Source organism: Rhodococcus sp. NPDC049939 (assembly GCF_040656415.1).
In the GTDB taxonomy this organism is placed as follows: domain Bacteria; phylum Actinomycetota; class Actinomycetes; order Mycobacteriales; family Mycobacteriaceae; genus Rhodococcus_F.
The window spans coordinates 99,996-123,802 of record NZ_JBFAMC010000004.1 but is presented as its reverse complement, the minus strand read 5'-3'; the positions used below and the strand labels follow the sequence as shown (position 1 = coordinate 123,802).

The 23,807-nt window shown below is 64.1% G+C and carries 25 protein-coding genes and 1 pseudogene; 9 read left to right on the top strand and 17 right to left on the bottom strand.

From position 1 onward, the window contains the following. Positions 1–79: 79 nt before the first annotated feature. The 5 genes and pseudogenes from AB0I57_RS15485 to AB0I57_RS15465 form a co-directional block, all read right to left on the bottom strand. On the bottom strand, positions 80–181 hold the full coding sequence (locus AB0I57_RS15485) for an AURKAIP1/COX24 domain-containing protein (RefSeq protein ID WP_003402602.1): 102 nt from the start codon (positions 179–181) through the stop codon (positions 80–82). A 192-nt stretch (positions 182–373) separates the two neighbouring features. Beyond that, positions 374–607 (bottom strand): helix-turn-helix domain-containing protein, encoded by a 234-nt coding sequence (locus AB0I57_RS15480; RefSeq protein ID WP_358336777.1) that lies wholly within the window; start codon positions 605–607, stop codon positions 374–376. A 127-nt stretch (positions 608–734) separates the two neighbouring features. Beyond that, a pseudogene (proC, locus tag AB0I57_RS15475) lies at positions 735–1,568 on the bottom strand (pyrroline-5-carboxylate reductase); the annotation flags it as partial. A gap of 18 nt (positions 1,569–1,586) precedes the next feature. Continuing rightward, entirely contained in the window at positions 1,587–2,429 is an 843-nt protein-coding gene (locus tag AB0I57_RS15470; protein WP_358336774.1) for a thioesterase family protein, read from the bottom strand. After that, positions 2,426–3,067: a MerR family transcriptional regulator gene (locus tag AB0I57_RS15465; RefSeq protein WP_358336771.1), complete on the bottom strand. Its 642-nt coding sequence runs from the start codon at positions 3,065–3,067 to the stop codon at positions 2,426–2,428. The genes AB0I57_RS15470 and AB0I57_RS15465 overlap by 4 nt, the downstream gene beginning before the upstream one ends. A gap of 106 nt (positions 3,068–3,173) precedes the next feature. Between AB0I57_RS15465 and AB0I57_RS15460 the strand changes: the two genes are divergently transcribed. After that, the gene (locus AB0I57_RS15460) at positions 3,174–3,590 is read left to right on the top strand and encodes a hypothetical protein (RefSeq protein ID WP_358336768.1); all 417 of its coding nucleotides are present in this window, start codon (positions 3,174–3,176) and stop codon (positions 3,588–3,590) included. Here the strand turns inward: AB0I57_RS15460 and AB0I57_RS15455 are convergent. From AB0I57_RS15455 to AB0I57_RS15445, 3 genes are read right to left on the bottom strand one after another with little or no spacing between them, the layout of a single operon-like run. Continuing rightward, positions 3,549–4,487 (bottom strand): sugar phosphate isomerase/epimerase, encoded by a 939-nt coding sequence (locus AB0I57_RS15455; protein ID WP_358336766.1) that lies wholly within the window; start codon positions 4,485–4,487, stop codon positions 3,549–3,551. The two genes, AB0I57_RS15460 and AB0I57_RS15455, sit on opposite strands and share 42 nt — an antisense overlap. A 7-nt stretch (positions 4,488–4,494) precedes the next feature. Beyond that, the gene (locus AB0I57_RS15450; RefSeq protein WP_358336763.1) at positions 4,495–5,622 is read right to left on the bottom strand and encodes a hypothetical protein; all 1,128 of its coding nucleotides are present in this window, start codon (positions 5,620–5,622) and stop codon (positions 4,495–4,497) included. Beyond that, a complete protein-coding gene (locus tag AB0I57_RS15445) occupies positions 5,619–6,572 on the bottom strand; it encodes a Ppx/GppA phosphatase family protein (RefSeq protein WP_358336760.1) in 954 nt (317 codons plus the stop codon). Before AB0I57_RS15445 ends, AB0I57_RS15450 begins: the two co-directional genes overlap by 4 nt. A 66-nt stretch (positions 6,573–6,638) precedes the next feature. On the opposite strand from AB0I57_RS15445, the gene AB0I57_RS15440 reads away from it, so the two are divergent. Beyond that, positions 6,639–7,463, top strand: a complete 825-nt coding sequence (locus AB0I57_RS15440) for a hypothetical protein (protein WP_358337512.1) — start codon at positions 6,639–6,641, stop codon at positions 7,461–7,463. 63 nt (positions 7,464–7,526) lie between these two features. Here AB0I57_RS15440 and AB0I57_RS15435 read toward each other — a convergent pair whose 3' ends face one another. The 7 genes from AB0I57_RS15435 to AB0I57_RS15405 all read right to left on the bottom strand — a co-directional run bounded on the left by AB0I57_RS15435 (position 7,527) and on the right by AB0I57_RS15405 (position 14,795). Beyond that, positions 7,527–8,216, bottom strand: coding sequence for a response regulator transcription factor (locus tag AB0I57_RS15435; protein WP_358336757.1), 690 nt, complete (start codon positions 8,214–8,216; stop codon positions 7,527–7,529). After that, positions 8,213–9,406 carry an ATP-binding protein gene (locus AB0I57_RS15430; RefSeq protein ID WP_358336755.1) on the bottom strand — a complete coding sequence of 398 codons (1,194 nt, stop codon included), beginning with the start codon at positions 9,404–9,406 and terminating at the stop codon, positions 8,213–8,215. Before AB0I57_RS15430 ends, AB0I57_RS15435 begins: the two co-directional genes overlap by 4 nt. A gap of 117 nt (positions 9,407–9,523) precedes the next feature. Continuing rightward, positions 9,524–10,279, bottom strand: coding sequence for a phosphoglyceromutase (locus AB0I57_RS15425; RefSeq protein ID WP_358336752.1), 756 nt, complete (start codon positions 10,277–10,279; stop codon positions 9,524–9,526). Positions 10,280–10,364: 85 nt separating this feature from the next. Further along, a complete protein-coding gene (locus AB0I57_RS15420; RefSeq protein ID WP_358336749.1) occupies positions 10,365–11,954 on the bottom strand; it encodes an AMP-binding protein in 1,590 nt (529 codons plus the stop codon). A gap of 148 nt (positions 11,955–12,102) precedes the next feature. Then, the gene (locus AB0I57_RS15415) at positions 12,103–12,594 is read right to left on the bottom strand and encodes a YbjN domain-containing protein (protein ID WP_358336746.1); all 492 of its coding nucleotides are present in this window, start codon (positions 12,592–12,594) and stop codon (positions 12,103–12,105) included. After that, positions 12,591–13,925, bottom strand: a complete 1,335-nt coding sequence (mshA, locus tag AB0I57_RS15410; RefSeq protein WP_358337509.1) for a D-inositol-3-phosphate glycosyltransferase — start codon at positions 13,923–13,925, stop codon at positions 12,591–12,593. Before mshA ends, AB0I57_RS15415 begins: the two co-directional genes overlap by 4 nt. 42 nt (positions 13,926–13,967) lie before the next feature. After that, positions 13,968–14,795, bottom strand: a complete 828-nt coding sequence (locus tag AB0I57_RS15405) for an alpha/beta hydrolase (protein ID WP_358336743.1) — start codon at positions 14,793–14,795, stop codon at positions 13,968–13,970. Positions 14,796–14,899: 104 nt separating this feature from the next. Here AB0I57_RS15405 and AB0I57_RS15400 point away from each other — a divergent pair, with 104 nt between their 5' ends. The 3 genes from AB0I57_RS15400 to AB0I57_RS15390 all read left to right on the top strand — a co-directional run bounded on the left by AB0I57_RS15400 (position 14,900) and on the right by AB0I57_RS15390 (position 17,658). After that, on the top strand, positions 14,900–15,673 hold the full coding sequence (locus tag AB0I57_RS15400; RefSeq protein WP_358336740.1) for a PIG-L family deacetylase: 774 nt from the start codon (positions 14,900–14,902) through the stop codon (positions 15,671–15,673). A gap of 125 nt (positions 15,674–15,798) precedes the next feature. Further along, positions 15,799–16,830: a tocopherol cyclase family protein gene (locus AB0I57_RS15395; protein ID WP_358336737.1), complete on the top strand. Its 1,032-nt coding sequence runs from the start codon at positions 15,799–15,801 to the stop codon at positions 16,828–16,830. Between the two features lie 81 nt (positions 16,831–16,911). Beyond that, a complete protein-coding gene (locus tag AB0I57_RS15390) occupies positions 16,912–17,658 on the top strand; it encodes an SDR family oxidoreductase (protein WP_358336734.1) in 747 nt (248 codons plus the stop codon). Positions 17,659–17,699: 41 nt separating this feature from the next. Here the strand turns inward: AB0I57_RS15390 and AB0I57_RS15385 are convergent, their stop codons facing one another. Beyond that, positions 17,700–18,887 (bottom strand): Ig-like domain-containing protein, encoded by a 1,188-nt coding sequence (locus tag AB0I57_RS15385; protein ID WP_358336731.1) that lies wholly within the window; start codon positions 18,885–18,887, stop codon positions 17,700–17,702. Positions 18,888–18,918: 31 nt separating this feature from the next. Next, entirely contained in the window at positions 18,919–20,010 is a 1,092-nt protein-coding gene (locus AB0I57_RS15380; protein WP_358336728.1) for a UDP-N-acetylmuramate dehydrogenase, read from the bottom strand. Positions 20,011–20,035: 25 nt separating this feature from the next. Here AB0I57_RS15380 and AB0I57_RS15375 point away from each other — a divergent pair, with 25 nt between their 5' ends. The 4 genes from AB0I57_RS15375 (at position 20,036) to AB0I57_RS15360 (ending at position 23,793) form a co-directional block, all read left to right on the top strand. Further along, a complete protein-coding gene (locus tag AB0I57_RS15375; protein WP_358336725.1) occupies positions 20,036–20,533 on the top strand; it encodes a DUF2505 domain-containing protein in 498 nt (165 codons plus the stop codon). Positions 20,534–20,584: 51 nt separating this feature from the next. Next, positions 20,585–21,085: a DUF2505 domain-containing protein gene (locus AB0I57_RS15370; protein ID WP_358336722.1), complete on the top strand. Its 501-nt coding sequence runs from the start codon at positions 20,585–20,587 to the stop codon at positions 21,083–21,085. 21 nt (positions 21,086–21,106) lie between these two features. Continuing rightward, positions 21,107–21,901 (top strand): class I SAM-dependent methyltransferase, encoded by a 795-nt coding sequence (locus AB0I57_RS15365; protein WP_358336720.1) that lies wholly within the window; start codon positions 21,107–21,109, stop codon positions 21,899–21,901. A gap of 344 nt (positions 21,902–22,245) precedes the next feature. Next, entirely contained in the window at positions 22,246–23,793 is a 1,548-nt protein-coding gene (locus AB0I57_RS15360) for a TROVE domain-containing protein (protein ID WP_358336718.1), read from the top strand. Positions 23,794–23,807: the final 14 nt, after the last annotated feature.

Here is a 23,807-nt window from a genome sequence, read left to right as displayed (position 1 = left end):
TCGCTACGAGTAGTCGACCCACACCCGAGGCGACTAATGCCCGCCACCTGAGAGGTGACGGGCATTCGTACGCGAATCCTTACTTACCGAGTTTCCTGCGCTGAACTCGGGTGCGACGAAGTAGCTTGCGGTGCTTCTTCTTCGACATGCGCTTGCGTCGCTTCTTGATCACTGAACCCATAGCGGGTGTCCCTCACGTTCTTCTCTAGCGTTCGTGCGCACGCCGGTTACGTACGCCTGCGCCTTCCTGGCGCTTGGCCTCGATTTCACTAGCTCAGCGCCTTACGACACCAGCTGGCTGGTACGACAGTCGCTAATCGTACCGGTGCGGGTAGCCCGGGATAAACCAGGTCACCCTCTTCGTGCCGATCGGTCAACCGGCGTCGAAGTACGAGGTTTCGAGGTAGTCGTGCACTGCTTTCGCATGCACTCTGAACGAGCGACCTACGCGGACTGCTGGCAGTTCGCCACTGTGCACCAACCGATACACAGTCATCTTGGACACTCTCATCAGCGTCGCTACCTCGGCGACGGTGAGAAATTGCGTTCCGGCCAGGTCCGGTTGTCCGTCAGGGGACACGCCCTTGGAAGGCTTCTCTTCAGTCATCACAACCACTTACCTCCGGCACGTGTCGCGCCGCCGGCTTCCCCCCGGCGGAACAGACACGCACGTGCTGCATTCGAGCTTAGCGGGACGGATGGTGTTAGTGCGACGGGTGTGGGGATTCGAATGTTCATTCGGATCTCGCACCCAGTTCGGTTGAACGAAGTTTCGATGCCTCGATGGCATCGAAAAAAGCCGTTCGTAGACCGTTTCCCTCCAGTTGACGGACCGCAGCCGCCGTGGTTCCACCTGGCGATGTCACGGCAGCCCGTAGTTCGGTGGCGCTCTCCCCCGACTGGTCGAGCATCGCCGCCGCGCCAACCATGGTCTGGACTACGAGTTCGGACGCGGTAGCCCTGGTAAGCCCGAATGCGACGCCCGCATCGATGATCGCCTCGGCAACGAGAAAGAAGTAGGCCGGTCCCGAGCCCGAGACTGCGGTGACCGTATCGATCTGCGATTCTGGGACCACCACCACCCTGCCCACCGACGACAGCACACCTTTGACCAGTTCGAGGTGCTCCTTCTTCACGTGCCGTCCCGCGGCCAGCGCGCTGACCCCTTCACCGACCAGCATGGGGGTGTTGGGCATGACTCGAACCACGGGGAATCCCGCGGGCAGCCTCACCTCGTAGAAAGTGGTGGGGACGCCGGCGGCGAGCGATATGATCAACTGCTCGCGCTCCCCGTCGAGATCCACCGAGGACACCTCGGTGAGAGCCTCTTCGACATCGTCCGGTTTGACGGCGATGACGATGACATCGGCCCCTTCGGCGGCATCCGCGGTGGTCGTGACTCGCACCGAGTATGCGGACGCCAGCTCTTCAGCCCGTGGCGAGTGTGACTCGGCCACCACGAGATCTCTGACGGCATGACCCGCCTGCAGAAGCCCCGAGATGAGAGCCTCACCGATCTTGCCGCCTCCGATTACCGCAATTCTCGTCATGCCGAACAGCCTGCCACGACGCTCTGTCGGATCCTTCTAGCGGGGGATCATCGCCAATTGCCGACTCTGCACGACGATCGCCCCGGTCGAGTCCAGGACGGTGTGGTCCTCCTCGAACCACGTGCCACCGAGTACCGTGCTGTTGGCCATCACCCGCAGCCAACCAGGCGCCGGTTGCCGACGTAGGTAGGTTGTCAGCTGCACGGTCGGCGCCCAACCGAACAGGCCGCGATTCATCGTCACCGGCGAACTGATGTCGCCGGTCATGATCGCGAAGAGGGCTGCGGTGTCGGGATCGCTCTCGTCGCCGGCGCGGGGGCGGACCCACATGCGGACCTCGGGTTCGCCCTTGCTGCCGGTCAGAAAGTGCGCCGAGGTTCCGTCCACGCGCAGGTCGCACCCCTTCGCGACGTGCATGACCTGCCCCATCGGATGGTCGGGGGAAACCGACACCGCATCGGCGGGCGGTTCAACCGGGATCTGGGCGAGAGGGTGGTCCCCGCTGTACAGCGGTTCCCCCACATCCGGGACGCCCAGGGTGACCGAGGCACGCACCGCAACACGTTCACCTTGCTTCAGTTCCACATCGACCAACGAAACTTGTTTGCCCTGTTTGCGCACGGCCGTCGACAGCGTGATCTCTCCGGGATCGGGAGCCGCAAGATAGTTGGCCCCGACGGCCAACGGCTGCAATCCCGACAGGTCGGCGTGCCCGGTGTCGTCGAGAAATCTCCTTCGCGCCGCCGCCGCGCACAACGACATCATCGAGCCGCCGTGCACTTTGTTCCCGACCGTCCAAATGGGATCGATCGACGCTGCGTACGTTTCCGCATCGACGGCGGTGAGGAGGTTGAGGTCGTGAAAGGGTGATGAGGTCACGGCTTGTCCTGTTCTTCAGAGTCTTGGAGACGTTTCTGCGCAATGTCCTGATGTGCGAGCCGGCGCATCGCGGCGATCACCGGCTCGTAGATCACGGTTCCGAGTACGGCGTAGCGGATCGCGTCGGCCGTCGAGCCTGTCGGCATCTGGCCGATCTCGATCTCGGCGATCCCCCTTATGTGCTTCCCATACGCCTCGAGGTTCTCGTCTGTCATCCGAACCCCCGCCTCCTCGAGCGCCTCCAGGGCTCGGTCGAGCTGCCTGACCGCCGTATGTCGTGGGTCGTACACCTGTCCGAGCTTCTCGATGGCCGCCCTCGCGCGTGGGAACGGCTCTTCGTCGGCTGCTGGCTCGACGGGGTCGAAGTACGGGGGCAGCTGGCCGATGGCCTGACCGAGCGCCTCGAACATCGAGTCGCCAGGGTGATCGATCAGGCGCAGCACCTCACGGATCCGTGGGATGGGCAGGCCCGCACTGGCAAGAGCTTTGACGAGACCGAGCCTGCGCACATGTTCCTCGCCGTACCTCGCCTGTGTGGCGCCGGTGGATTCGCCCGGCATCAGGAGCCCTTCCCGTAGGTAGTACTTCACGGTGGGCAGAGGAATGCCGGATCGCGCAACCAGTTCCGATACCCGCACGCGTCCTCCTCTCGAGATCACTTGACATTGGATAGTATCGCTATCCAATATATTGGATAGTACTGCTATCCAATCGTTGATCAATATACCGCAGGAGGCTCGAGGCATGAATGCCGTACTCGCTCTCATCGCAGGCATGACGTTGCTCACCGTGATCGGAATCGCTTTCGGAGGCACCTTCATGCTTCGCGTCGTTTCGGGCGCTCAGGGCGCGAACGAGCTGCAGAAGACGTACTTCCGTGCCGGACATGCACACGCAGGAGTGCTGGTGACCCTCGGACTGGTCGTCGCGCTGCTCACCGACGCTGCAGGCGCACACTCCGCGTGGTCTCTCGCGGGAGCGATCGGCGTCCTTTCCGCCGCGATCTTCATCCCCGCCGGCTTCTTCCTCTCCGTTCTGGGCGAAGATCCGAAGCGGCCGAACCGCATGGCCGTGTCACTGTGGATCGGGGCCACGACTCTGGTGATCGGTTTGTCGATCTCAGGAGTCGTCGTGATCGCTGCCGGACTGTCCGCGATCTGAGCGGGACACGGCCCGGCCCTGTTCCAGGTGTTCGCGCGCGAAAGCCAGCGACTGGGCAAGCATGGATGAGCGTTCCCTGCGGGTTCGCGCATTCTGGGTGTTGATCTCGACCACCGCCTGCCCATCGAATCCGGTGTCGACGAGATGGCGGCACAGCTGGACACAGGGTTGGGTACCGTGACCTGGAATCAGATGTTCGTCCATCGACGCACCCCGGCCGTCGGCGAGGTGCAGATGCGCCAGCCCCGCCCCCATCCGTTGCGCCAGTTTCATCGCGTCCGTTCCAGCGGTAGCGGTGTGCGACAGATCGAGGGTGTAGTGGGCGTGATCCGAATCAGTGGGGTCATAGGACGGACTGAACGCCGACACGGCCGCACCCGGCCCGCCCCGGCGGCGGAGCCTCTCCGCCGAACGTTCCTTTCCACCGAAGAAGCCGTCCGCGCGCATAGGGAACATGTTCTCCACTGCGACGATCACGTCTCCGCGCTGCTCGAGGTCTGCAACCTGATCCGCGAACCCTTCCGCATAGCGGCGCTGCCAACGGAACGGCGGGTGAACCACGACACTCGACGCACCGAGCGCCTCTGCGGTACGAACGGAACGCTCCAGTTTCGCAACGGGATCTGAACCCCACACCCGCTGTGAGATCAACAAGCACGGTGCGTGGACTGCCTGAACAGGGATCGCGTACTTGCGCACGAGCGCGGTTACGGCACCGACGTCCTGACTGACCGATTCGGCCCACACCATCAGCTCGACGCCGTCGTATCCCAGATCGGCGGCGTACCGGAACGCCGCCTCGGTGTTCTCGGGATACACGGAGGCGGTCGACAATCCGATCAGGATCTTGCGCCCTCGCGGCGGCAGTCGAGCGCCGCGCTCAGTGTCGTCGCCCATGATCGGCTCACCCCGACGTAAGCATGAGGACGAGTGGCCCGAGCGTGACGATCATCCCGACCACCACAGCGATCACGAAACTTGTGATGTCGTCGGTACGACGCACTATCCGGACCATCGCGACGAGTCCCACGATCATGAGGAGCGCGAGAACCAGCGCGACCCAGGGGAGCGTGACCCACAGCTTCTCGAAACCCTTGAAGAGCAGGGCCCCCGCAATCACCGCGACGACACCTTGCCCTATGAGGACGAGCCACTCGCGAGTGGAGTCTTCAACGGCATCGACCTTCTTGCGAGGTTTCTTCGCCTTCTCTGCCCTCGCCTGCTTGCGAGACCGGCGTAGGATCTTGGATTTTCCGGCGTCACCATCCTGGTCTTGATCGAGTGCCGCACTGTCAGCAGCCTCGATGATGTCCGTTTCGTCACCGGCGCCCACCACCGAGTCCTGGGAGTGGCGCATGAGATCGCCTGCCAGCGTCGACCCGGACAACAGTTGGGGTTCCGGATTCCACCCGGCGGAGTCCTCGTCCCTCGACTCGGCGAAGAATTCGGAACCGCTCGGGACGGGGTCAGGATTCTCCACCGGCAAAGCCGCGGCGGGCTCGTCGACAGGCACGACGATCCCGGTATCGGGGCCTTCCTGCTGCAGGAATCTGCTGACCCATGCGCCTTGGTGATCGCGTGACGTACCTGCGGATGCCGCACCATTGACGCGGCCGGCGGGTCGACTGGCAATGGGCTCGTCGACATCGTCGACATCGTCGACCTCATCGACGTCACCGCCGAACCGGGTGGCAAGGGAAGCGGTGCGTTCAGGAACAGGGGCCGGGTTCGGCTCGGGAACATAGACCGGCTCGGAAACTGGGGCCGGGTTCGGCTCGGGAACGTAGACCCGCTCGGAAACTGGGGCCAGGTTCGGCTCGGGGGCAGGGGCACGGTTCGGCGCGGGGGCCGGTTCCGAAATCAGCGCTCGAGACTCGGGACGACCGTGGACAGAGGGGATCTCGCCGGTCAGCTCGGCAACCGAAATTCCACCCTTCGCGCCACGGCGACGCCGTCCGCCGCTCGACTCCACCTGCTGCCCATTGCGTTTGAGCAGTTCGGACACAGAAATCTGTTGATTGTCCTCGGTCATTGAGCACTCACCATCAATTCACTACCCATATCCGTGTCGAGCTTCCGGAGGATCAACCCCTCACGCAGAGCCCATGGGCAAATTTCCAGTTCCTCCACACCTAGTGCTCTCATGCTGGCCTCCGCGACGAGTGCTCCGGCCACGATCTGCTGCGATCGATCGGAACTCACCCCTTCCAATTCTGCACGGTCAGAGGACGTCATCCGTGAAATGAAAGCTATAAGTTGCCTGAGACCGCTGGAAGTGAGCGTCCGCCTGACTCGGGGGCCCGCACTAGAGGGTGCTGCGCCCGTAAGCCTGGCCAGCGACCGGAACGTCTTGGATGTACCGACGGCACGATCCCACTCCCCCGCAGCGCGCAACTGACTGGCCGGTGTCACGAGTTCGGCGTCGAGCCAGTCCCGGAGCACCGCCACACGACGCTTGCCCGGCGGGTCGGCCTCGAGCCAGTCCCGAGTGAGCCGCCCTGCCCCGAGTGGCAGCGACAGCGCCACGTCGGGGTCTTCGTCGCCACCGGTCGTGAGTTCCAGCGACCCGCCTCCGATGTCGAGATGCAGAATGCGCCCGGCACTCCACCCGAACCAGCGGCGCACAGCGAGGAACGTCAGCCGGGCCTCCTCGGTACCCGATAGCACCTCCAACGTCACCCCCGTCTCGGCGCGGACCCTGGCGAGCACGTCATCCGAGTTGTTGGCGTCACGCACAGCGGACGTTGCGAAGGCCATCAGCTCGCCACACCCAGAGGTCTTTGCGATACCGGCGAAATCCGCCACCGTCGATACCAGGCGATCTGCACCCCGAGATGTGATATGACCATGGCTGTCGGTGTTTTCCGCTAGCCGAAGAGCCGACTTGGTCGAACTCATGGGCGTCGGGTGGCCACCCCTGTGGGCGTCCACTACCAGCAAATGGACTGTATTGCTTCCTACGTCGAGCACCCCTAGTCGCACAGTGACACGGTACTGGGTCTACCGTCGGTCCTTGTGACAGCAGGCAGTAGGGGGCGCTCGCACAAGATGACGCCCCACCCGGAAGTGCCCCTCGACTTCGCTCGCGAGTGGGTCGAATTTCCCGACCCCGACAATACCGAGCACATCATTGCCGCGGATATGACGTGGTTGCTCTCGCATTGGACCTGCGTATTTGGTACCCCCGCCTGCCAGGGAATCATAGGTGACCGACCCGACGACGGATGCTGCTCGCACGGCGCGTTCCTCTCCGACGAAGAGGACCTCGAGAAGCTGAACGCAGCAGTGAAACTGCTCACACCGAACGACTGGCAATTCATCGACAAGGGTCTCGGCAAGAAGGGCTACCTGGAGGAAGACGACCTGGAGGACGAGCCGACGCTGCGTACCCGCCGATACAAAGGTGCCTGCATCTTCCTCAACCGCCCCGGCTTCGAAGGCGGCATCGGCTGTGCACTGCACTCGATGGCGCTGCGACGTGGAGTCGAACCGCTCGAGGTCAAGCCCGACGTGTGCTGGCAGCTTCCGATCCGTCGCACCCAGGAGTGGGTCGAACGTCCTGATGGCACTCAGATCCTGAAGACCACCATCACCGAATACGACCGGCGCGGCTGGGGTGAAGGTGGCGAAGACCTCGACTGGTACTGCTCTGGCTCCCCGGATGCCCACGTGGGCACCCAGGCCGTCTGGCAGTCCTACGCTCCTGAATTGACCGAACTGCTCGGCAAGGCCGCCTACGGCGAGTTGGCGAAACTGTGCAAGCGGCGTGCAGGACTCGGGTTGATAGCCGTCCATCCGGCCACCCGGGTCGCCGCGAAAAAGGGCAAAGAAGACGGTGAAGCGCGCCCGCAGAAACAAGGGGCAGGCACGTAGCGCCCGCCGTCGGCGCGGTGAATCAGCCGCGCAGTCGACAAACCGTCCGGGGCAAGGATCTGATCAAGTCTCCAGCTTGTACCCGAGCCCTCGAACCGTTATCAGGCGTTCCGGCTTGCCGGAGTCGTTCTCGATCTTCGAGCGCAGACGCTTGACATGGACGTCGAGTGTCTTGGTGTCGCCGACGTAGTCGGCACCCCACACTCGATCGATCAACTGCCCGCGTGTGAGGACCCTCCCGGAATTGCGCAGCAGGTACTCGAGAAGTTCGAACTCTTTCAAAGGCATGGTGACGGTCTCCCCGTTCACCCGGACCACGTGTCGCTCCACGTCCATCCGAACGGGACCGGCCTCTAGCACTGCGGACCCCTGCGCGGTATCGAGTTCGCTGTCTGTGCCGCGCCGGAGCACCGCACGAATGCGGGCGATCAGCTCCCGTGCGGAGTACGGCTTGGTCACGTAGTCGTCGGCACCGAGTTCGAGCCCGACGACCTTGTCGATCTCACTGTCTCGCGCTGTGACCATGATGACGGGAACACCTGACCTGCTGCGGAGTTGCCTGCACACGTCTGTTCCGCTCATACCGGGCAGCATGAGGTCGAGGAGGACGATGTCCGCACCCGTGCGATCGAACTCCGCAAGGGCAGAAGGCCCGTCGCCGACAACTGTCGTTTCGAACCCCTCCTTGCGTAGCAGGAAGGCCAGCGGCTCCGCCAGGGACTCCTCGTCTTCCACGATCAGCACACTTGTCATCGCTTGGCCTCCAAATCGATTTCTCTCTTCCCGACTTCTGCGCCCTCGACGTCCGCAGTCTCGTTGTGTGCAGGAATCTGCAAGGTGAACGTTGAACCTGTACCCGGCCTACTCCACAGGTCGATCGAGCCGTTGTGGTTGGCTGCCACGTGCTTGACGATCGAGAGGCCGAGCCCTGTTCCGCCGGTCGCCCGGGACCGCGCCTTGTCGACCCGGAAGAACCGCTCGAACACGCGCTCCTGGTCGTCCTTCGCAATACCTTCGCCGCGATCAGTGACCGCGATCGCCACATTGTCCCCACGGATCGACCGGCTGATCGAGACAGGGGTGCCGTTCGTCGAGTAGGCGATGGCGTTCTGAATCAGATTTGACAATGCGGTGACCAGCAGGTCACGGTCACCGAGCACCTCCAAGCCGCCGTTTTGGTCCGTGGTTACGGCTATACCCGCCGCTTCAGCCGATATCTTGCAACGCGCCAGCGCCTCATCCACGATCTGGTCTACCGAAATGACCTCGAGGTTGGGCAGTTTCTCCGCACCCTGCAACCGCGACAGCGCGATCAGTTCGGTGACCATCTTTCCGAGTCGCTCGGATTCGCTGAGCACGCGCTCGCCGAAGTGCCGAACCGCTTCGGGATCGTCCGCAGATTCGAGAAGCGCCTCGGCTAGAAGGCCCATAGCACTCACAGGCGTCTTGAGTTCATGACTGACGTTGGCAACGAAGTCGCGGCGCGTCGCTTCCATCCGAACCTGCTCGGAATCGTCGTCTGCGAACAGGACCACGAAGTTGCGGTCTTCCTGGCTCAGGAGTCTGGCGGTACCGCGCACCGCGATACGGTCGCGCCCACGCTGCGGATTCTTGGCAGTCAGGTCGAGCTCGACCGAAGCTCCGGTCTCATATACCCGCTGCACCGCCACCCAGGCACGGTCGTGAAGGAGGCGGTTTCGGACCAGGCCCAGTTCTTCGGCGCGGGGATTGAACAAGACAACGTCGTGAAATTTGTCGACGACGGCAATGCCGCTCTCCGATGTCAGGACGATCAGGTCGAGCACCTGCGACACGGTGAGGCCGGAGCTGCGCTCGGCCCGCCGTGCTCGTCTTGCGCCAAGTACGGGTACCAGTACACCGCCGATCAGGTACCCGACGAAGCCGCCCATGATGGCGAACGGAACGGCTTGCGTAACACTCACGCCTGAATCGTACGTTCGCGCGACGGGGAGGCTGCGAAGGGTCCTGGCTCTTCGACCGACATAGACCCCGACTTCGGCCGGAGATCCGAGGAATGAACCTCCGGCCTGGTACACGTGTTACCGGCCGCCCTGGTTGGCTACAGCGGCGGCGCCGGCCGCAGCGGCAGCCGGGTCGAGGTAGGTCCCGCCCGGGTTGAGGGGAAGCAGGTTTTCGTCCAGGTCGTACCGCAATGGGATGCCCGTCGGGATATTGAGACCTGCGATGTCCTCGTCAGAGATTCCGTCGAGGTGTTTGACCAAGGCACGCAGCGAATTGCCATGCGCGGTGATCAGCACGGTCTTGCCAGCCCTCAAGTCGGCGGAGATCGTCTCCTCCCAATATGGAATGAGGCGCTTCACGACGTCGAGCAGGCATTCGGTGAGCGGCACTTCACCGAGGTGCGCGTAGCGGTCGTCCCCATCCTGACTGTATTCGCTACCGGCCTCGATCGGTGGCGGGGGCGTATCGTAACTGCGCCGCCACAACATGAACTGCTCGTCGCCGTATTTGTCCTTGACCTGCGCCTTGTTGCGCCCTTGAAGGGCGCCGTAGTGGCGCTCGTTGAGACGCCAGTCGCGAACGACCGGAATCCAGTGGCGATCCGCGACGTCGAGCGCGATGTTCGCGGTGCTGATGGCACGGCGCAGCAACGATGTGTAGAGAACGTCGGGGAGCACATCATGCTCGACAAGCAATTCGCCGGCGCGCTTGCCTTCAGCGATGCCCTTATCGGTCAGGTGGACGTCCACCCAGCCGGTGAACAAATTGAGTGCATTCCATTCACTCTCGCCGTGGCGGAGCAGCACTAGGGTTCCGGTACTCATGCCGTTCATCCTGGCACGAATCCCGGAACCCCCACACTGTGAGCACCCGAGCGCCAAATCCTGCGCTTCAGCCCTGGCGCTTTGGATCCTGCCGTCAGCTCCTCACTTCTCTCGACCGGAGGTCCTTGCGCAGGATCTTGCCCGCCGCCGACTTCGGCACTATGTCGATGAATTCCACCCTGCGAACCTTCTTGTGTGGCGCAACCCGCTCGGCAACGAACTCGAGGACAGCGGACTCGTCGAGTTCAGCGTCCGGCTGCCTGACCACGAACGCCTTGGGCACCTCCTCACCGTCGTCGTCGAGAACACCGATGACGGCAGTATCGGCTATCTGCGGGTGGGTGAGAAGCAGGGCTTCGAGTTCAGCAGGCGGAACTTGGTAACCCTTGTATTTGATCAGCTCTTTCAGTCGGTCCACGATCGTCACGACTCCTTGGGCATCGACGGTGGCGATGTCGCCGGTGTGCAGGTAGCCGTCGGCGTCGAGCGTTTCTGCGGTGGCCTCGTCGTTGCCGAGATAACCCAGCATGATGTTGGGGCCCTTGCACCACAATTCGCCGGGCTCGCTGACCCCCTGGGCCGGAAACACGATCTCTTCACCGGTGGCCGGGTCGATGAGCTTGCACTCCATGTTGGCAATCGTGGAACCGACGGAGTCGAGCGCGACGTCGTCGCGATCGAACGGGATGAAGTGGCTGACGGGGCTCATCTCCGACATCCCGTAGCCCTGGCGGACGCGGCAGCCGAGCCGGTTGGCGACCGCCTTGCCCAGTTCCTGATCGAGCGGGGCTGCGCCGGAGAAAACGGTGTGAACAGACGACAGGTCGTACTGGTCGACAGCCGGATGTTTGGCCAATGCCACCGCGACCGGCGGGGCGATGAACACGTACGTGCACCTCTGCTCGGAGACGATCCGCAAGAACTCGACGAGGTCGAACTTCGGCATCGTCACCAGGCTCGCCCGGTTGAACAGTGCGGCGTTGAGCAGCACCGTCATACCGTAGATGTGGAAGAACGGCAGCACCGCCAGCACCTTGTCTTCAGCCTCGATGCCCATCTGCGGGTTGATCTGGGACACGTTCGCCACCAGGTTGCGGTGGGTGAGCATGACGCCCTTCGGGCGACCGGTGGTGCCCGACGAATACGGCAGGACCGCAAGTTGCGTAGCAGGATCGAACGACACCGTCGGTGGGGGTGCCCCCTGGTCCAGCAGGTCCCTCAGGGCCGGGTGCCCCTCGGCGCCGTCGAGGACGATCAGGTTGGAGTCCGGAATCCCAGCCCTCGCAGCCGCCTCCTTTGCCTGCGGCAACAGCGGGGAAACGGTGAAGAGGAACTTCGCCTTCGAGTCGGTGAGTTGCTTGGCGATGTCTTCCGCCGTGTATAGGGCGTTGATCGTAGTGGCGATGCCTCCGCCGCGGAGTATGCCGTGGAACACCGACGCGAATGCCGGGGAGTTCGGCGAATGCAGACCCACCACGTCACCGACCGCCATACCCCGCGCGGCGAGCGCGCCGGCTACAGCGTTGATCTGGGCGACGAGGGACTCGTACGTGGTGACCGCACCGGAAGCACCGTCGATCAGCGCGGGCCTGCCCAGATCCGCCTGGTCGATATGGCCGAAGAGGAAATCGTAGACACTGTGGTTCGGAATCTCGACGTCCGGAAACGGGCTCTTGAAGCTCACTGGACCTCTCCCTCAAAGCGTTGCAGCAACATTTGGTCGGTGCAGGTTTCAAAGAGCGCCGATTCATGCACCGGAACTGTGATTACAGTCACAGACTCGGCCACACTCTACCCGCGCGATTTCGCCGACCGTGGAAGAGGGGGAGGTGCTATTCCAGCGAATCTTCTATCAGGTGTTCGAACGGTTTCAGGTTCGCCAACGATTCCCCGCGCGATACTCGCCACTCCCACTCCCGTTTGATCGAGCGTGCGAATCCGAGCTCGAGGATGGTGTTGAAGTCGCCGTCGGCTGCCTCGAGCACCTGCCCGAGTATCCGGTCCAGTTCGTCAGCGGTCACCGCGTGCTCCGCGACTCGCCCGACCAGATAGATGTCACCTATCTTGTCGATCGTGTATGCCACCGAATACAGCCGCCGGTTGCGGCGCAGCAGGTATCGATAAACTCCCTCGAAGTTTTCGTCCGGCTTACGGCAAACGAACGCCTCGACGCGCAGGCCGTGCTTGCCGACTGTCAACAGCGTCGGCGTCGCGAGTTTGCGCTCACCCGGCAATTCCACGACGAAATGCGTCGAATCTTTCCGCGTGAAGTCCAGCCCACGTTCGGTCAATGCGGATTCGATGACTTCGTTCAGGTCGCTCATGCGCGCACTCCCCCGACCCGGCGCAACTTCCTCAACCCGCGTCCGCGCCGCGGCGAGAACTCACCCGAGTCATTTCCGGCGTTGTAGTTGTAGTTGGCAGTCGCCTTTCGATAACTGGCGAGCAGCCCATCGGCGGTGTGATCCCACGAGAAATTCTCCGCATGACGCGGAGCCTCCGCGCCCTGTGCGGCGAGACGGCGGGGATTGGAGATCAACGACTGCAACGCGGCAGCCCAGTCCTCGGTGCGATGCCCGTCCACCAGCAGTCCTGTTTCACTGTCGCGCACGGCTACGCCGAGGCCGCCGACGTTCGCCGCGATCACCGGCGTCCCGCATGCCTGAGCCTCGATCGCCACCAGCCCGAAGGACTCCGAATAGCTCGGTACAGCAACGAGATCCGACGCCCGGTACACGTCGGCGAGCCGCTCGGGTTCCTGAGGCGGGAGGAATGTGACCCGAGGTGCAATTCCCAGCGAAGATGCGAGTTGGATCAACCCGTCGGGGCGAGCAAGTCCCGACCCGGACGGCCCCCCGACGACGAGCACCCGCAGGGTCGAGTCAGGATCGCGGGCAATCAATTCGGCGGCGGCCCGGAGCAGGACGTCGGGCGCTTTGAGGGGTTGAATGCGCCCGACGAAGGTCACGATGGTCTCGCGGGGGTCGAGGCCCAGTTTCGCCCTGGCCGCCACCTGGTCGCCCGGCCGATACAAAGTCAGGTCGGCGCCGGGCGCCACCACGTCGATGCGGTTCGGGTCGGCACCGTAGTGGCGGACCAGTTGATCGGATTCCTCCCTGGTGTTGGCCACGAGCCGGTCGGCCTCCGCTACCACCTGCTGCTCGCCGATCTGACGAGCGGCCGGTTCGGGGGTATCCCCCTCGGCCAACGACGCATTCTTGACCGCCGCGAGAGTGTGCGCGGTGTGCACCAACGGAACACCCCAGCGGTCGCGGGCCAACCAACCTACGTGCCCCGACAACCAGTAGTGCGAATGCACGAGGTGGTAGTAGCCGGGTTCGTGCCGGGCTTCCTCGCGGAGCACTCCGGCCACGAAGGCGCACAACTGGGTGGGCAGATCTTGTTTGTCCAAACCCTCGAATGGCCCCGCCACGACACTGCGGACGAGCACCCCCGGTGCCGCCTCCCGGACAGGAACATCGGCCGAAGACGTGGCCCGGGTGAAGATCTCCACTTCGAGACCACGCCGCGCCATCTGTATCGCGGACTGCAGCACGTAGACATTCATGCCACCCGCATCGCCGATGCCAGGTTGCGCCAGTGGGGAGGTGTGGACGGAGAGGACTGCCACCCTGCGGGGAGGCGCGTTGTGCATGGGTGTCACCACTCCATACTGCCCCCTCGTGTGACAGCGCCTCTAATCGAGGTTCTCGACGAATTGGCCGACTTCCTTGACGAACCGTTCTCGGTCCTCGACGAAGGGAGCGTGTTCGCACCCCTCCCAGAAGGAGGCCTGCGCTTTCGGTATGAGTTCGACCACATGCCTGCCCGTCGCGACATCGACGACCGAGTCCGCTGTTCCGTGCAACACGAGCGCCGGAATATCGAGCGACCGCAGCAGGTCGTCGTAACTCGCCGCACGATCGAGCAGAGCCGACCGGACTCGGGGCGGGGTACTGAGGCTGGCACCCAACAGCGCCTGCGAATGCGAGCCCTTGCCCTCCGGTGGACCCGTCAGGGAGGTTCCGAAATCACTGAAAGCACGGATCGCGTCTCGTGGACTATCGGACATCGCATCGGGCAGCGCAGCACGCATCGTCGGTCCGATCTGATGGCCCTTCTCCCCGCGACCCATGCTCGTAATCGCCGAGACGAAGACGACCGCGTCAATCGCGCCGGTTCCTTGCACCGCCAGGTAATCACAGATCACGAGACCGCCGTAGGACCAACCGACCAGAACCGCCCCAGATGTGACACCCTCCGCTGCCAGTACCGCATCGACATCCCCCGCCCAGACCGTGGAATCGCCGTATCCGGTGTCGGGCGCTCCCGAGTATCCGTGCCCGCGCAGGTCCACTGCGATGACCCGATAACTGGACGCGAGATCGGCGAGCACCCCGGTCCCCCAGCACCTGGAGGACTGCGCCCAACCGTGCAGGAGAACGAGGGGCCTTGCTTCGGGGGCACCGGTCACGGAGTAGACGAGCGGCGTTCCGTCGATGCCGACAGCTTCACGAGTGGCCATGAAGCCACCATAGAGACATTCCCTGCATCCGTCTCCACCACAATGAACCGGGTCCGAGTCACCGTTTACTTCCGCCGACTTCGGGCGCGTGCAAGTATGACCCCATGAGTGTCCTGGTGTGCTTCCACGCCCATCCCGATGACGAAGTGTTCACCACCGGTGGGGTGATGCGTCAGGCCGCCGATGCCGGCCATCGCGTCGTGGTGGTGACTGCCACGGACGGAGCTCTCGGCGAGGCCCCCGAAGGCATTCTGTCCGAGGGCGAGTCGCTGGCTGAGCGGCGGCGCCGCGAACTCGAGAACTCGACACGCCTGCTCGGCGCCACGCGTGTGGTGCCGCTGCACTACGCAGACTCCGGGATGGCCGGATCGCCCGAGAACGGCAACCCAGCGGCGTTCTGCAACATCGATGTCGAGGAGGCAGCCGCCCGACTCGCCGCGGTTCTCGTCGAAGAGGCCGCCGACGTACTCACGATCTACGACCCCAACGGCGGTTACGGCCATCCCGACCACGTCCAGGTTCATCACGTGGGCGTCCGGGCGGCCGAGATGGCTGGTGTCCCACACGTTTACGAGGCAGCCGTGAGCCGCGACCACCTCCAACGGCTGATGGCCCTGAACCCTGAGTGGTCCGAGGAGACCCAACCCCCGGACCTCGACGCGTTCGGCCTGCCGGAATCGGAGATCACCACGGTCGTGGACGTCAGCGGTGTCATGGACGCGAAACGTGCCGCCATGCACGCGCACGCCACCCAGATCGGTGACTTCGGCCCGTTCCTACACATGCCCGATGACCAGTTGCGTGAGGTGTTCGGTCTGGAGTGGTTTCGGCGGCGCGATGCACCCACCGGACTCTCGGAGTCGTCACTTCCCCTCTGATCGACCTGCCCGCGCGAGGCGGCAATGATGGCTCGTCGAGCCCAGCGTGCCCCTGCGCGATTTCAGTTGCGCGCATAGCATCCATAGGTATGGATCAAGCTGATCGACAGCCGGAAAGCTGACCGATGTCGCGCCTCCTCCACGCATACCGGGCGACAGGCGCGGATCTACCGTTCGGGAACGTGCTCCCAGCACACGATGTCGCGATGGAAGGCTACTTCTGGCGGTTCACTCAGCCGGCCACCGGCGAGGTCGTGATCGCCCTGGCCGGGATCAACCGAGCCTCGGACGGCCACTGGTCCACCCTCGGCCTCGCCGGCCACCCCGCTCCCTTCGTCCGAACGGCCGCGCATCCCGAGGGCTGCGCGAACGCAGCCGGGCTTGGTGCGTTCGCGGGCGAAGCATTCCGCGGGTCGATCGACCGCCTCCAGGTCGACCTCGGGCCGGACGCCCACCTCGACGTCCGGATCGGCGCAGCCGTCCGGTGGCCACAGCGCAGACTGGGCGGATCGGGCGTCTTCCATTCGGTGCCCGCCTTGAACCAGTACTGGCACCCGTGGTTGCTGGGCGGAAGTGTTGAAGGGAAGGCCGTCCTGGGCGAGACGGAAATCAACCTCGACGGTTCCCAGGTCTACGGCGAGAAGAACTGGGGAAAGGGCGGTTTCCCCGACTCCTGGTGGTGGGGACAAGCCCAGGGGTTCGCCGACCGGCAGGCCTGCGTGGCATTCGCCGGTGGAGAGGTCGTGGCAGGCCCACTGCGCACCGAGGTCACATCTGTGGTCGTCGCACTGCCCGGCGGCACGGTGGTCCGTCTCTGTAACCCGGTCACCTCCCCCGTCCGCGCCTATGTCACCGACGAACGGTGGTCGCTGAGGGGCCGTAGCCGCATGTGGAGCGTCGAGATCGAGGGAAGTTCGCCGCTCGCCGAGGCTCACGTGTTGCCGGTGCCACTCCCGGCGGAGCGTCGCAACATCCCCGGCGCGCTCGAGCACCTCGGCGGATCGATGAGCGTCGCGGTCCGCCGCCGCGGTGAACTCGTGTGGGCGGACGAATCCTCGCTGGCGGCACTAGAGCACGGGGGAATCGACCGAGCCCGTGCAGAGCTTCGGAAACGCGGCTGGGCACCGGAGACGACGTGCGCCCCTCCGGTCAGCTGATCACCCGGCCCCACAGCACTGACGTCGTCGCCCAGGGGCGGCATACATCCGAAATCGTCGGCGGACCTTAGCATGTTGTCCATGACCATTTCGCCGAACTCCCGCATCGCTGTCGTCACCGGAGCCAGTTCCGGCATCGGAGAAGCCACCGCTCGCACGCTGGCCGGCCAGGGTTTCCATGTGGTGATCGGAGCCCGGCGGGTGGATCGGCTGGAAAAGATCGCCGAAGAAATCGAAGGCACCGCCCTCGAACTCGATGTGACAGATCAAGACTCCGTGGACGCCTTTGCAGCTGTCCTGCCCCGCGTCGATGTGCTGGTGAACAACGCCGGCGGCGCCAAGGGCCTGGCCCCGGTCATCGACACCGACCTCGAAGACTGGCAGTGGATGTGGGATACCAACGTCATTGGCACGCTTCGGGTCACCAAAGCGCTGCTGCCGAAGTTGATCGACTCGAACGACGGCTTGATCGTCACAGTCACCTCCACCGCTGCCATTACGATCTACGACAACGGCGCTGCATACACCTCCGCCAAACACGCTCAAGCCGCCCTGCATCGCACGCTGCGCGGCGAGTTGCTCGGCAAGCCTGTCCGACTGACCGAGATCCTGCCAGGCGCAGTGGAAACGGAGTTCTCGCTGGTGCGCTTCTACGGCGACCACGAGCGTGCCGAGAAAGTCTACGAGGGCATCACCCCGCTGTTGGCCGAGGACATCGCAGAAATCATCGGGTTCGTCGCCTCCCGCCCTCCACATGTGAATCTCGACCAGATCGTTGTCAGGCCTCGGGATCAGGCAGATTCCACCCGGTTCAGCCGAAGGACGTAGCTCGAGCAACCTCGCGGGCTTCCCCAACAGCCCTGGCGTACTTACTTGGCCAGCGCGGACATGGACTGCCAGGTGGGCCAGTCGAAGGCCCAGTCGTAGATGTCGCCGTCGGCGGAGGAGAGTTCGATGGAAGTTCCGGTCACTTCGACCGGGTCTCCGTACATGGCGGTATCGAAATACTGTTGCGCGTCCGCGAGCGACAGGTTGATACAACCGTTGGTGACGTTGGACGAACCCTGCACACCGCTCGTCGCCGGATTCGCGTGAATGAATTCGCCGTTGTTGGAGATACGGACCGCCCAGCGCTCGCGCACGTTCTCGTAATAGGGCGGGTTCGACATCACGAAGTCCTCGTGCTTCTCGGTAACCACGTGAATTCCGCTGCGCGTGACATTGCGGGCCTCGTTGCCCTCGCCGTAGCTCACCGGGATGTCCATGATGGTTTCGCCGTTGCGCACCACCTGCATGCGATGGCTGGGCGCGTCCGCCTTCACGATCTGACTGCGCCCGATCGTGAAGTCGAGCGTCATATCGGCGGCTCCGTACGCTCCGGCGCCGAGGTCGAGGCCGTACAACTTGGCGTCCAAGTGCACCGTCGTACCGGGTGCCCAATAGTTCTCCGGGCGCCAGTGAACGCGCGAGCCGTTGTCGTCGGGTAGCCACGCCCATGAACCCGTGGTGGGCGGGTTGGTGGTGACCGTCAGCGCCTTCTCCGCGGCGTCCTTGTCCTCGACCGTGCCGTGGAACTGCATGATGATCGGCGCCGCGATCCCTACCTCTTGGCCGTCGCCGATATTGAGGCCGGCGGAGATGGTCTCCTGAGGTTCGAGGGTGGTGAAACTACCGGCGACGGCCACCGACTTTCCGTCTGTGCCGACCGCTGTCCCTTTCCACGTGTACGTCACCCCGTAGCCGAGCGGTTCGCCGACCGTGAACGTGGTCCGGTCAGGTGACAACGCACCCGCAACGACGCGGCCTTGGGCATTGACCAGCGAAATGTCGGTGAACGTGCCCCGGGACGCGGTAGCAGAGATCGGAGCCACCGGGTTGACGTCCGTGGTACCCGACGCTGGATTCTGCGTCACCTCGACCACAGGCCCGGGAGGCGCGGTGGCCGTTCCCGACGTCGAACCGACTGTGCATCCGGTCAAAAGTACGACGAGCGCGACCAGCGCCGTCACGACCAACGCGATTCGTGGCCGACCTCCCCGGAGCGCTTGTGCATACACAGCGACGAGGCTACCGCTGCTGCGGACGATTTCAGAGAGTGCAGCCGACAGTAACGGGTTCCGGTGCGAGGCGGACCCCGAAAGCCGCGTGGACGCCGTCACGCACATCACGGGCCAGTGCCAGGAGGTCTCCACTCGTTGCGGCGCCTCGGTTGGTCAGGGCGAGCGCATGCTTGGTCGACAATCGCGCCGCAGCATCCTCACCGGGATACCCCTTCTCGAAACCGGCCTTCTCGATCAACCATCCCGCTGACAACTTGGTTCCGCCGTCCGCCGAGTACTGCGGGACGGCGACATCGCCGAGTCGCGCGGCGATCGCACTGAGGACACCCGCCAACTCGGCATCGGTCACCACCGGGTTCGTAAAGAACGAGCCCGCACTCCAGGTGTCGTGATCGACGGGGTCGAGCACCATGCCCTTGCCTCGGCGCAGGTCCAGCACGGCATCGCGAACCTGTTCCGAGGGCAGTCGGCGGCCTTCGGGCGCGCCGAGCGCCGCCGCCAGTTCCCGGTAGCGCAGCGGCTCACTGAGACCGTCGGGGTTCACCTTCAGCTCCACCGCCAGCACCAGCGCGTCGTCCGAATGCTTGAGAACGCTCGTACGGTAGCCGAGACCGAGTGCGCGCGGCTCGACCCAGTGGGTCTCGCCGCTCCTCCGGTCGAGCAGGTGTACCCGCTCGAGCATCGACCCCACCTCGACCCCGTATGCACCGACGTTCTGTACCGGCGTGGCGCCGGTCGAACCCGGAATTCCCGACAGGCACTCGAGTCCGCCCAACCCTGCGGCGACCGTCCGGGCAACCACGCGGTCCCATTCGGCACCGGCTTCCGCCGTGACCAGATTCTCTTCGAGTCCTACGGCGCCGTTGGACACCCGAACCACCACACCGTCGAACCCGTCGTCACCGATCACGAGGTTGGAACCGCCCGCGAGGATCAGGTTCGGGACGCGTGAGGAGTCGAGGAGACGTACGACGTCGACGAGAACCTGCTTCGTGTCGCACTCCGCCACGATTCGTGCCGGCCCGCCGACACGCAACGTGGTCAGCCCCGACAGTTCGAGATTCTCGGACACGAAGGCGCCCGAATCGACGAGTTGACCGACAATGCTCACATCCCACACAAGGGCAAACGGTAGCCTGCGGGTCGTGAGCCGCCACATCGAGCATTCGTCGTCGTATTCATTTCCCGCTGGCCGGGTACATGCGGGCCTGATCACACAGCAGTATTGGCGCGATCGACTCGAACGGGTCGGCGGGCCTGGCGCCACCGTCGATCAGGTCACGACCGGCCCGGGCACCATTTCGGTGGCGATGTCACAGATGATTCCCGCGAAGCACCTGCCCGGCATCGTTACCAAGCTCCGGCCTGGTGACCTCGTGATCAAACGCACCGAGAAATGGGACACGCTCGAGGGTGATCGTGCCGCAGGCACGTTCACGGCCGAGGTGGAGGGCGCTCCCGCCACCATTTCCGGAACCCAGACCTTGACTGGTCACGACGCCGGGTCGAAAGTGCAGTTCGAAGCCGACGTCGAAGTCAAGATCCCGCTTATCGGCGGGAAGATCGAAGAGATCATCGCAAACCAGATCATGCATCTGATCGAGAGAGAGCAGGGGTTCACGGAGCAGTGGCTCGGCGGGTGACGTGGCGCACATATCCGAAACCTACGGTCAAAGCCGGTAGCCTTGGCCTTCATGGCTCGCCGAATCGACTATTCAGCCCGCTACAAGTACACCCCCGAAGAGGTGTACGGCGCGTTCACCAACCGCGCCTACTGGGATGCTCGCATCGAGGAGATGCGGAAGTATTCCGAGAACCACATCGAGCACTTCGAGGTTACCGACGACGGGATCTCCGTCGTCCTGCATCACGTACTGCCACGCTCGGGGCTGCCCGAGATCGCACAGACCGTGATCAAGAAGGACATGGTCATCACCCGCAAGGAGTTCTACACCCCTTTCGGTGAGCCGACAATGGGCACTTACGAGGCGTCGATACCAGCGGGCCCGGGCAGCCTCACCGGAGAGATGAAGTTGTTCACCACCGACACCGGGTGCACATTCCGCACCTCGTCCGAGGCCAAGGTGTATCTGCCCTTCATCGGAGGGAAGCTGGAGCAATTGATGCTCGTCAATCTCGTCGACCTCTTCCGCACGGAGGCAGAGGTCACCGAAGAATGGTTGTCACAGCGCTGACATCCAACCCACAAATTTCCCATGAGTTCCGCAACTCTCGGGCGGCCTCACGGTGTCATCACTCGTGGCACCACCGGCATCAACCGATTGCGACGCAGTGACCGATGGCTGGTTCACAATCCGCTGGTAAGACGAGCACTGAACGACACGGTCGACCCGCTCGTGGTCGATCTCGGGTACGGCGCCCGCCCGCACACCACGTTCGAACTCGCGGATCGACTCACCGCCGTACGTCGGGACCGCCGTGTCGTAGGCCTCGAAATCGATCCGGCACGAGTGGCCGAGACCAGGCACGGAGTGAGTTTCGCCCGCGGCGGGTTCGAACTGTCCGGACTACGCCCCGTGCTCGTCCGAGCTTTCAATGTGTTGCGGCAATACCCTGAGGAATCGGTCGGGCCTGCTTGGGCACGGATGCAGGCTGGGCTCGCACCGGGCGGTCTGATCCTCGACGGCACGTGCGATGAGCTCGGTCGGCGTTGTGCCTGGGTGCTGCTCGACGCCAAGGGGCCGCTGTCACTGACGCTCGCGTGGGATCCCTTCGACGTCGACAAACCCTCCGACCTTGCCGAGCGCCTACCCAAGGCCCTGATCCACCGAAACGTGCCCGGCGAACCGGTTCACGCCCTTCTCACCGCTGCCGACCGCGCCTGGGCCACCGCGGCGCCGTACGGTTCGTTCGGACCTAGAGCTCGATGGCGGGCATCCCTCGACATCCTTCGCGCGCAGGGTCTTCCGGTGCAGCACCAGCGGCATCGGCGGCGCGACAACATCCTCACCGTCGGCTGGTCCGCGGTCGCCCCCCGTGTGACGAATTAATTCGCGCGACACCGGGCGACGCTCCCCGTAGAGTCTGTTCGCGAAACATGTTGTGCCGGTGCGTAGGCGGGGGCTACTTCGATCTGTCAATCGAGTGGTCGCCGGTTCGAATCCGGCCGGGGACAACTGTTCCCGTAGCTCAGTGGTAGAGGGCCTTCGTTCCTCCGCCGATCCTGAACTCGGCACGACAGAAGGTGCGCGTCACCCGGTGCGCAGACGACGGATACTTCTTCGGCGAAGTGCGCAGGCACGCGGTTCGATTCCGCATCCCGTCGTCGCCTCGCCCTCGGGTGGCGCGCACCTTCGACAAGAGCACCCGCACCTCTCGGAGGGAGGCACGACTCATGAGCAAGTTCAACCTGAAAATGCTTCGCCACAAGGATGTTCCGAACACCGTCGTATCGGAGCAACGACCCTCGGGGCGGACGTTCGAGGGCGGTGACGGCTACGCCCGCGATGCCAAGAGTGAGTTGTTCCTTCTCGCCGTCACCAATATGGTGGGTGAGGCTACCTTCTACGAATCGGTACACGATCGCGACGAGCGGTTCGTCGAACTCGTCCACGAGGTCACCCTGTCCGACCCCGAGTGGACGGCCCGGATGATCGGCTGGCTTCGCCGGGACGCGCATCTTCGTTCGGCAGCGATCGTTGCGGCGGCGGAGTTCGTCCGCGCCCGTTTGGGCGCCGGCTTGCACGGCAACAACCGAGCGGTGATCTCCTCCGCACTTCGACGTGCGGATGAACCCGGTGAGCTCCTCGCGTACTGGATCAACCGCCATGGTCGTTCGATCCCGAAGCCGGTCAAGCGCGGTGTCGCGGATGCAGCGGTTCGCCTCTACTCGGAACGCTCCCTGTTGAAATGGGATTCCGACCGGAGGGACGTCCGATTCGGCGACGTCATCGAGCTCACCCACCCTTCGCCGACGGGTGCGTGGCAGGGCGAGCTGTTCCGGCACGCAATCGATCGGAGGCAGGGGCGCGACAGTGCTCTACCCGCCTGCCTGAAGATGTTGTCCGAACGGGCAGTGCTGGCAGCACTTCCACCGGAGAAGCGGCGTGCAGTCCTCGGCACACCCGAGCGGCTGGCCTCCGCTGGGATGACCTGGGAGTCGCTCGCGGGCTGGCTACAGGGACCGATGGATGCCATGGCATGGCAGGCAATGATCCCGTCCATGGGATACGCTGCGCTGCTGCGCAATCTGCGGAACTTCGATGAGTCCGGGGTCGCCGATCACATCGCCGAGCAAGTAGCCGCCCGGATTGCGGATCCGTATGAGGTGTCGAGGTCACGGCAGCTGCCGATGCGGTTGCTCGCGGCATACCGGAACGCGCCGAGTCCGCGGTGGGGCCATGCGCTCGAGCGTGCTCTCGGGGCGTCACTCTCCTCGGTGCCGTCGCTGCCGGGGCGCACCCTGGTCCTCGTCGATCGGTCGGCTTCGATGTTCTACAGCCATATCTCGGCGCGGTCGGAACTGACGCGCGCGGACGCAGCCGCGATGTTCGGCACAACGGTGGCGGCACGCGCCGAGCGGGCGAACCTGGTCGAGTTCGGAACGCGGAGCCGGTACGTGCCGTTCAAGCACCTGCCGGTGCTGAGGGTGGTCGACAGCTTCGGCAATCTCGGTGGCACGGACACCCAGTCAGCGGTTCGGAGGCACTACCGCGGCCACGATCGCGTCGTCATCGTGACCGACGAACAGTCGATTGGTGCCGATCCGACGAGACACGTTCCGGTCGATGTACCTGTGTACACATGGAATGTTGCAGGGTACCGCCACGGCCACGGACCCACGGGCGCCTCGAACCGTCACACGTTCGGGGGTCTATCCGACGCGGGATTCTCGATGATCCCACTCCTGGAGAAGACTCGGACCTGCGAGTGGCCGTTCTGATCACAGCGGCGTGA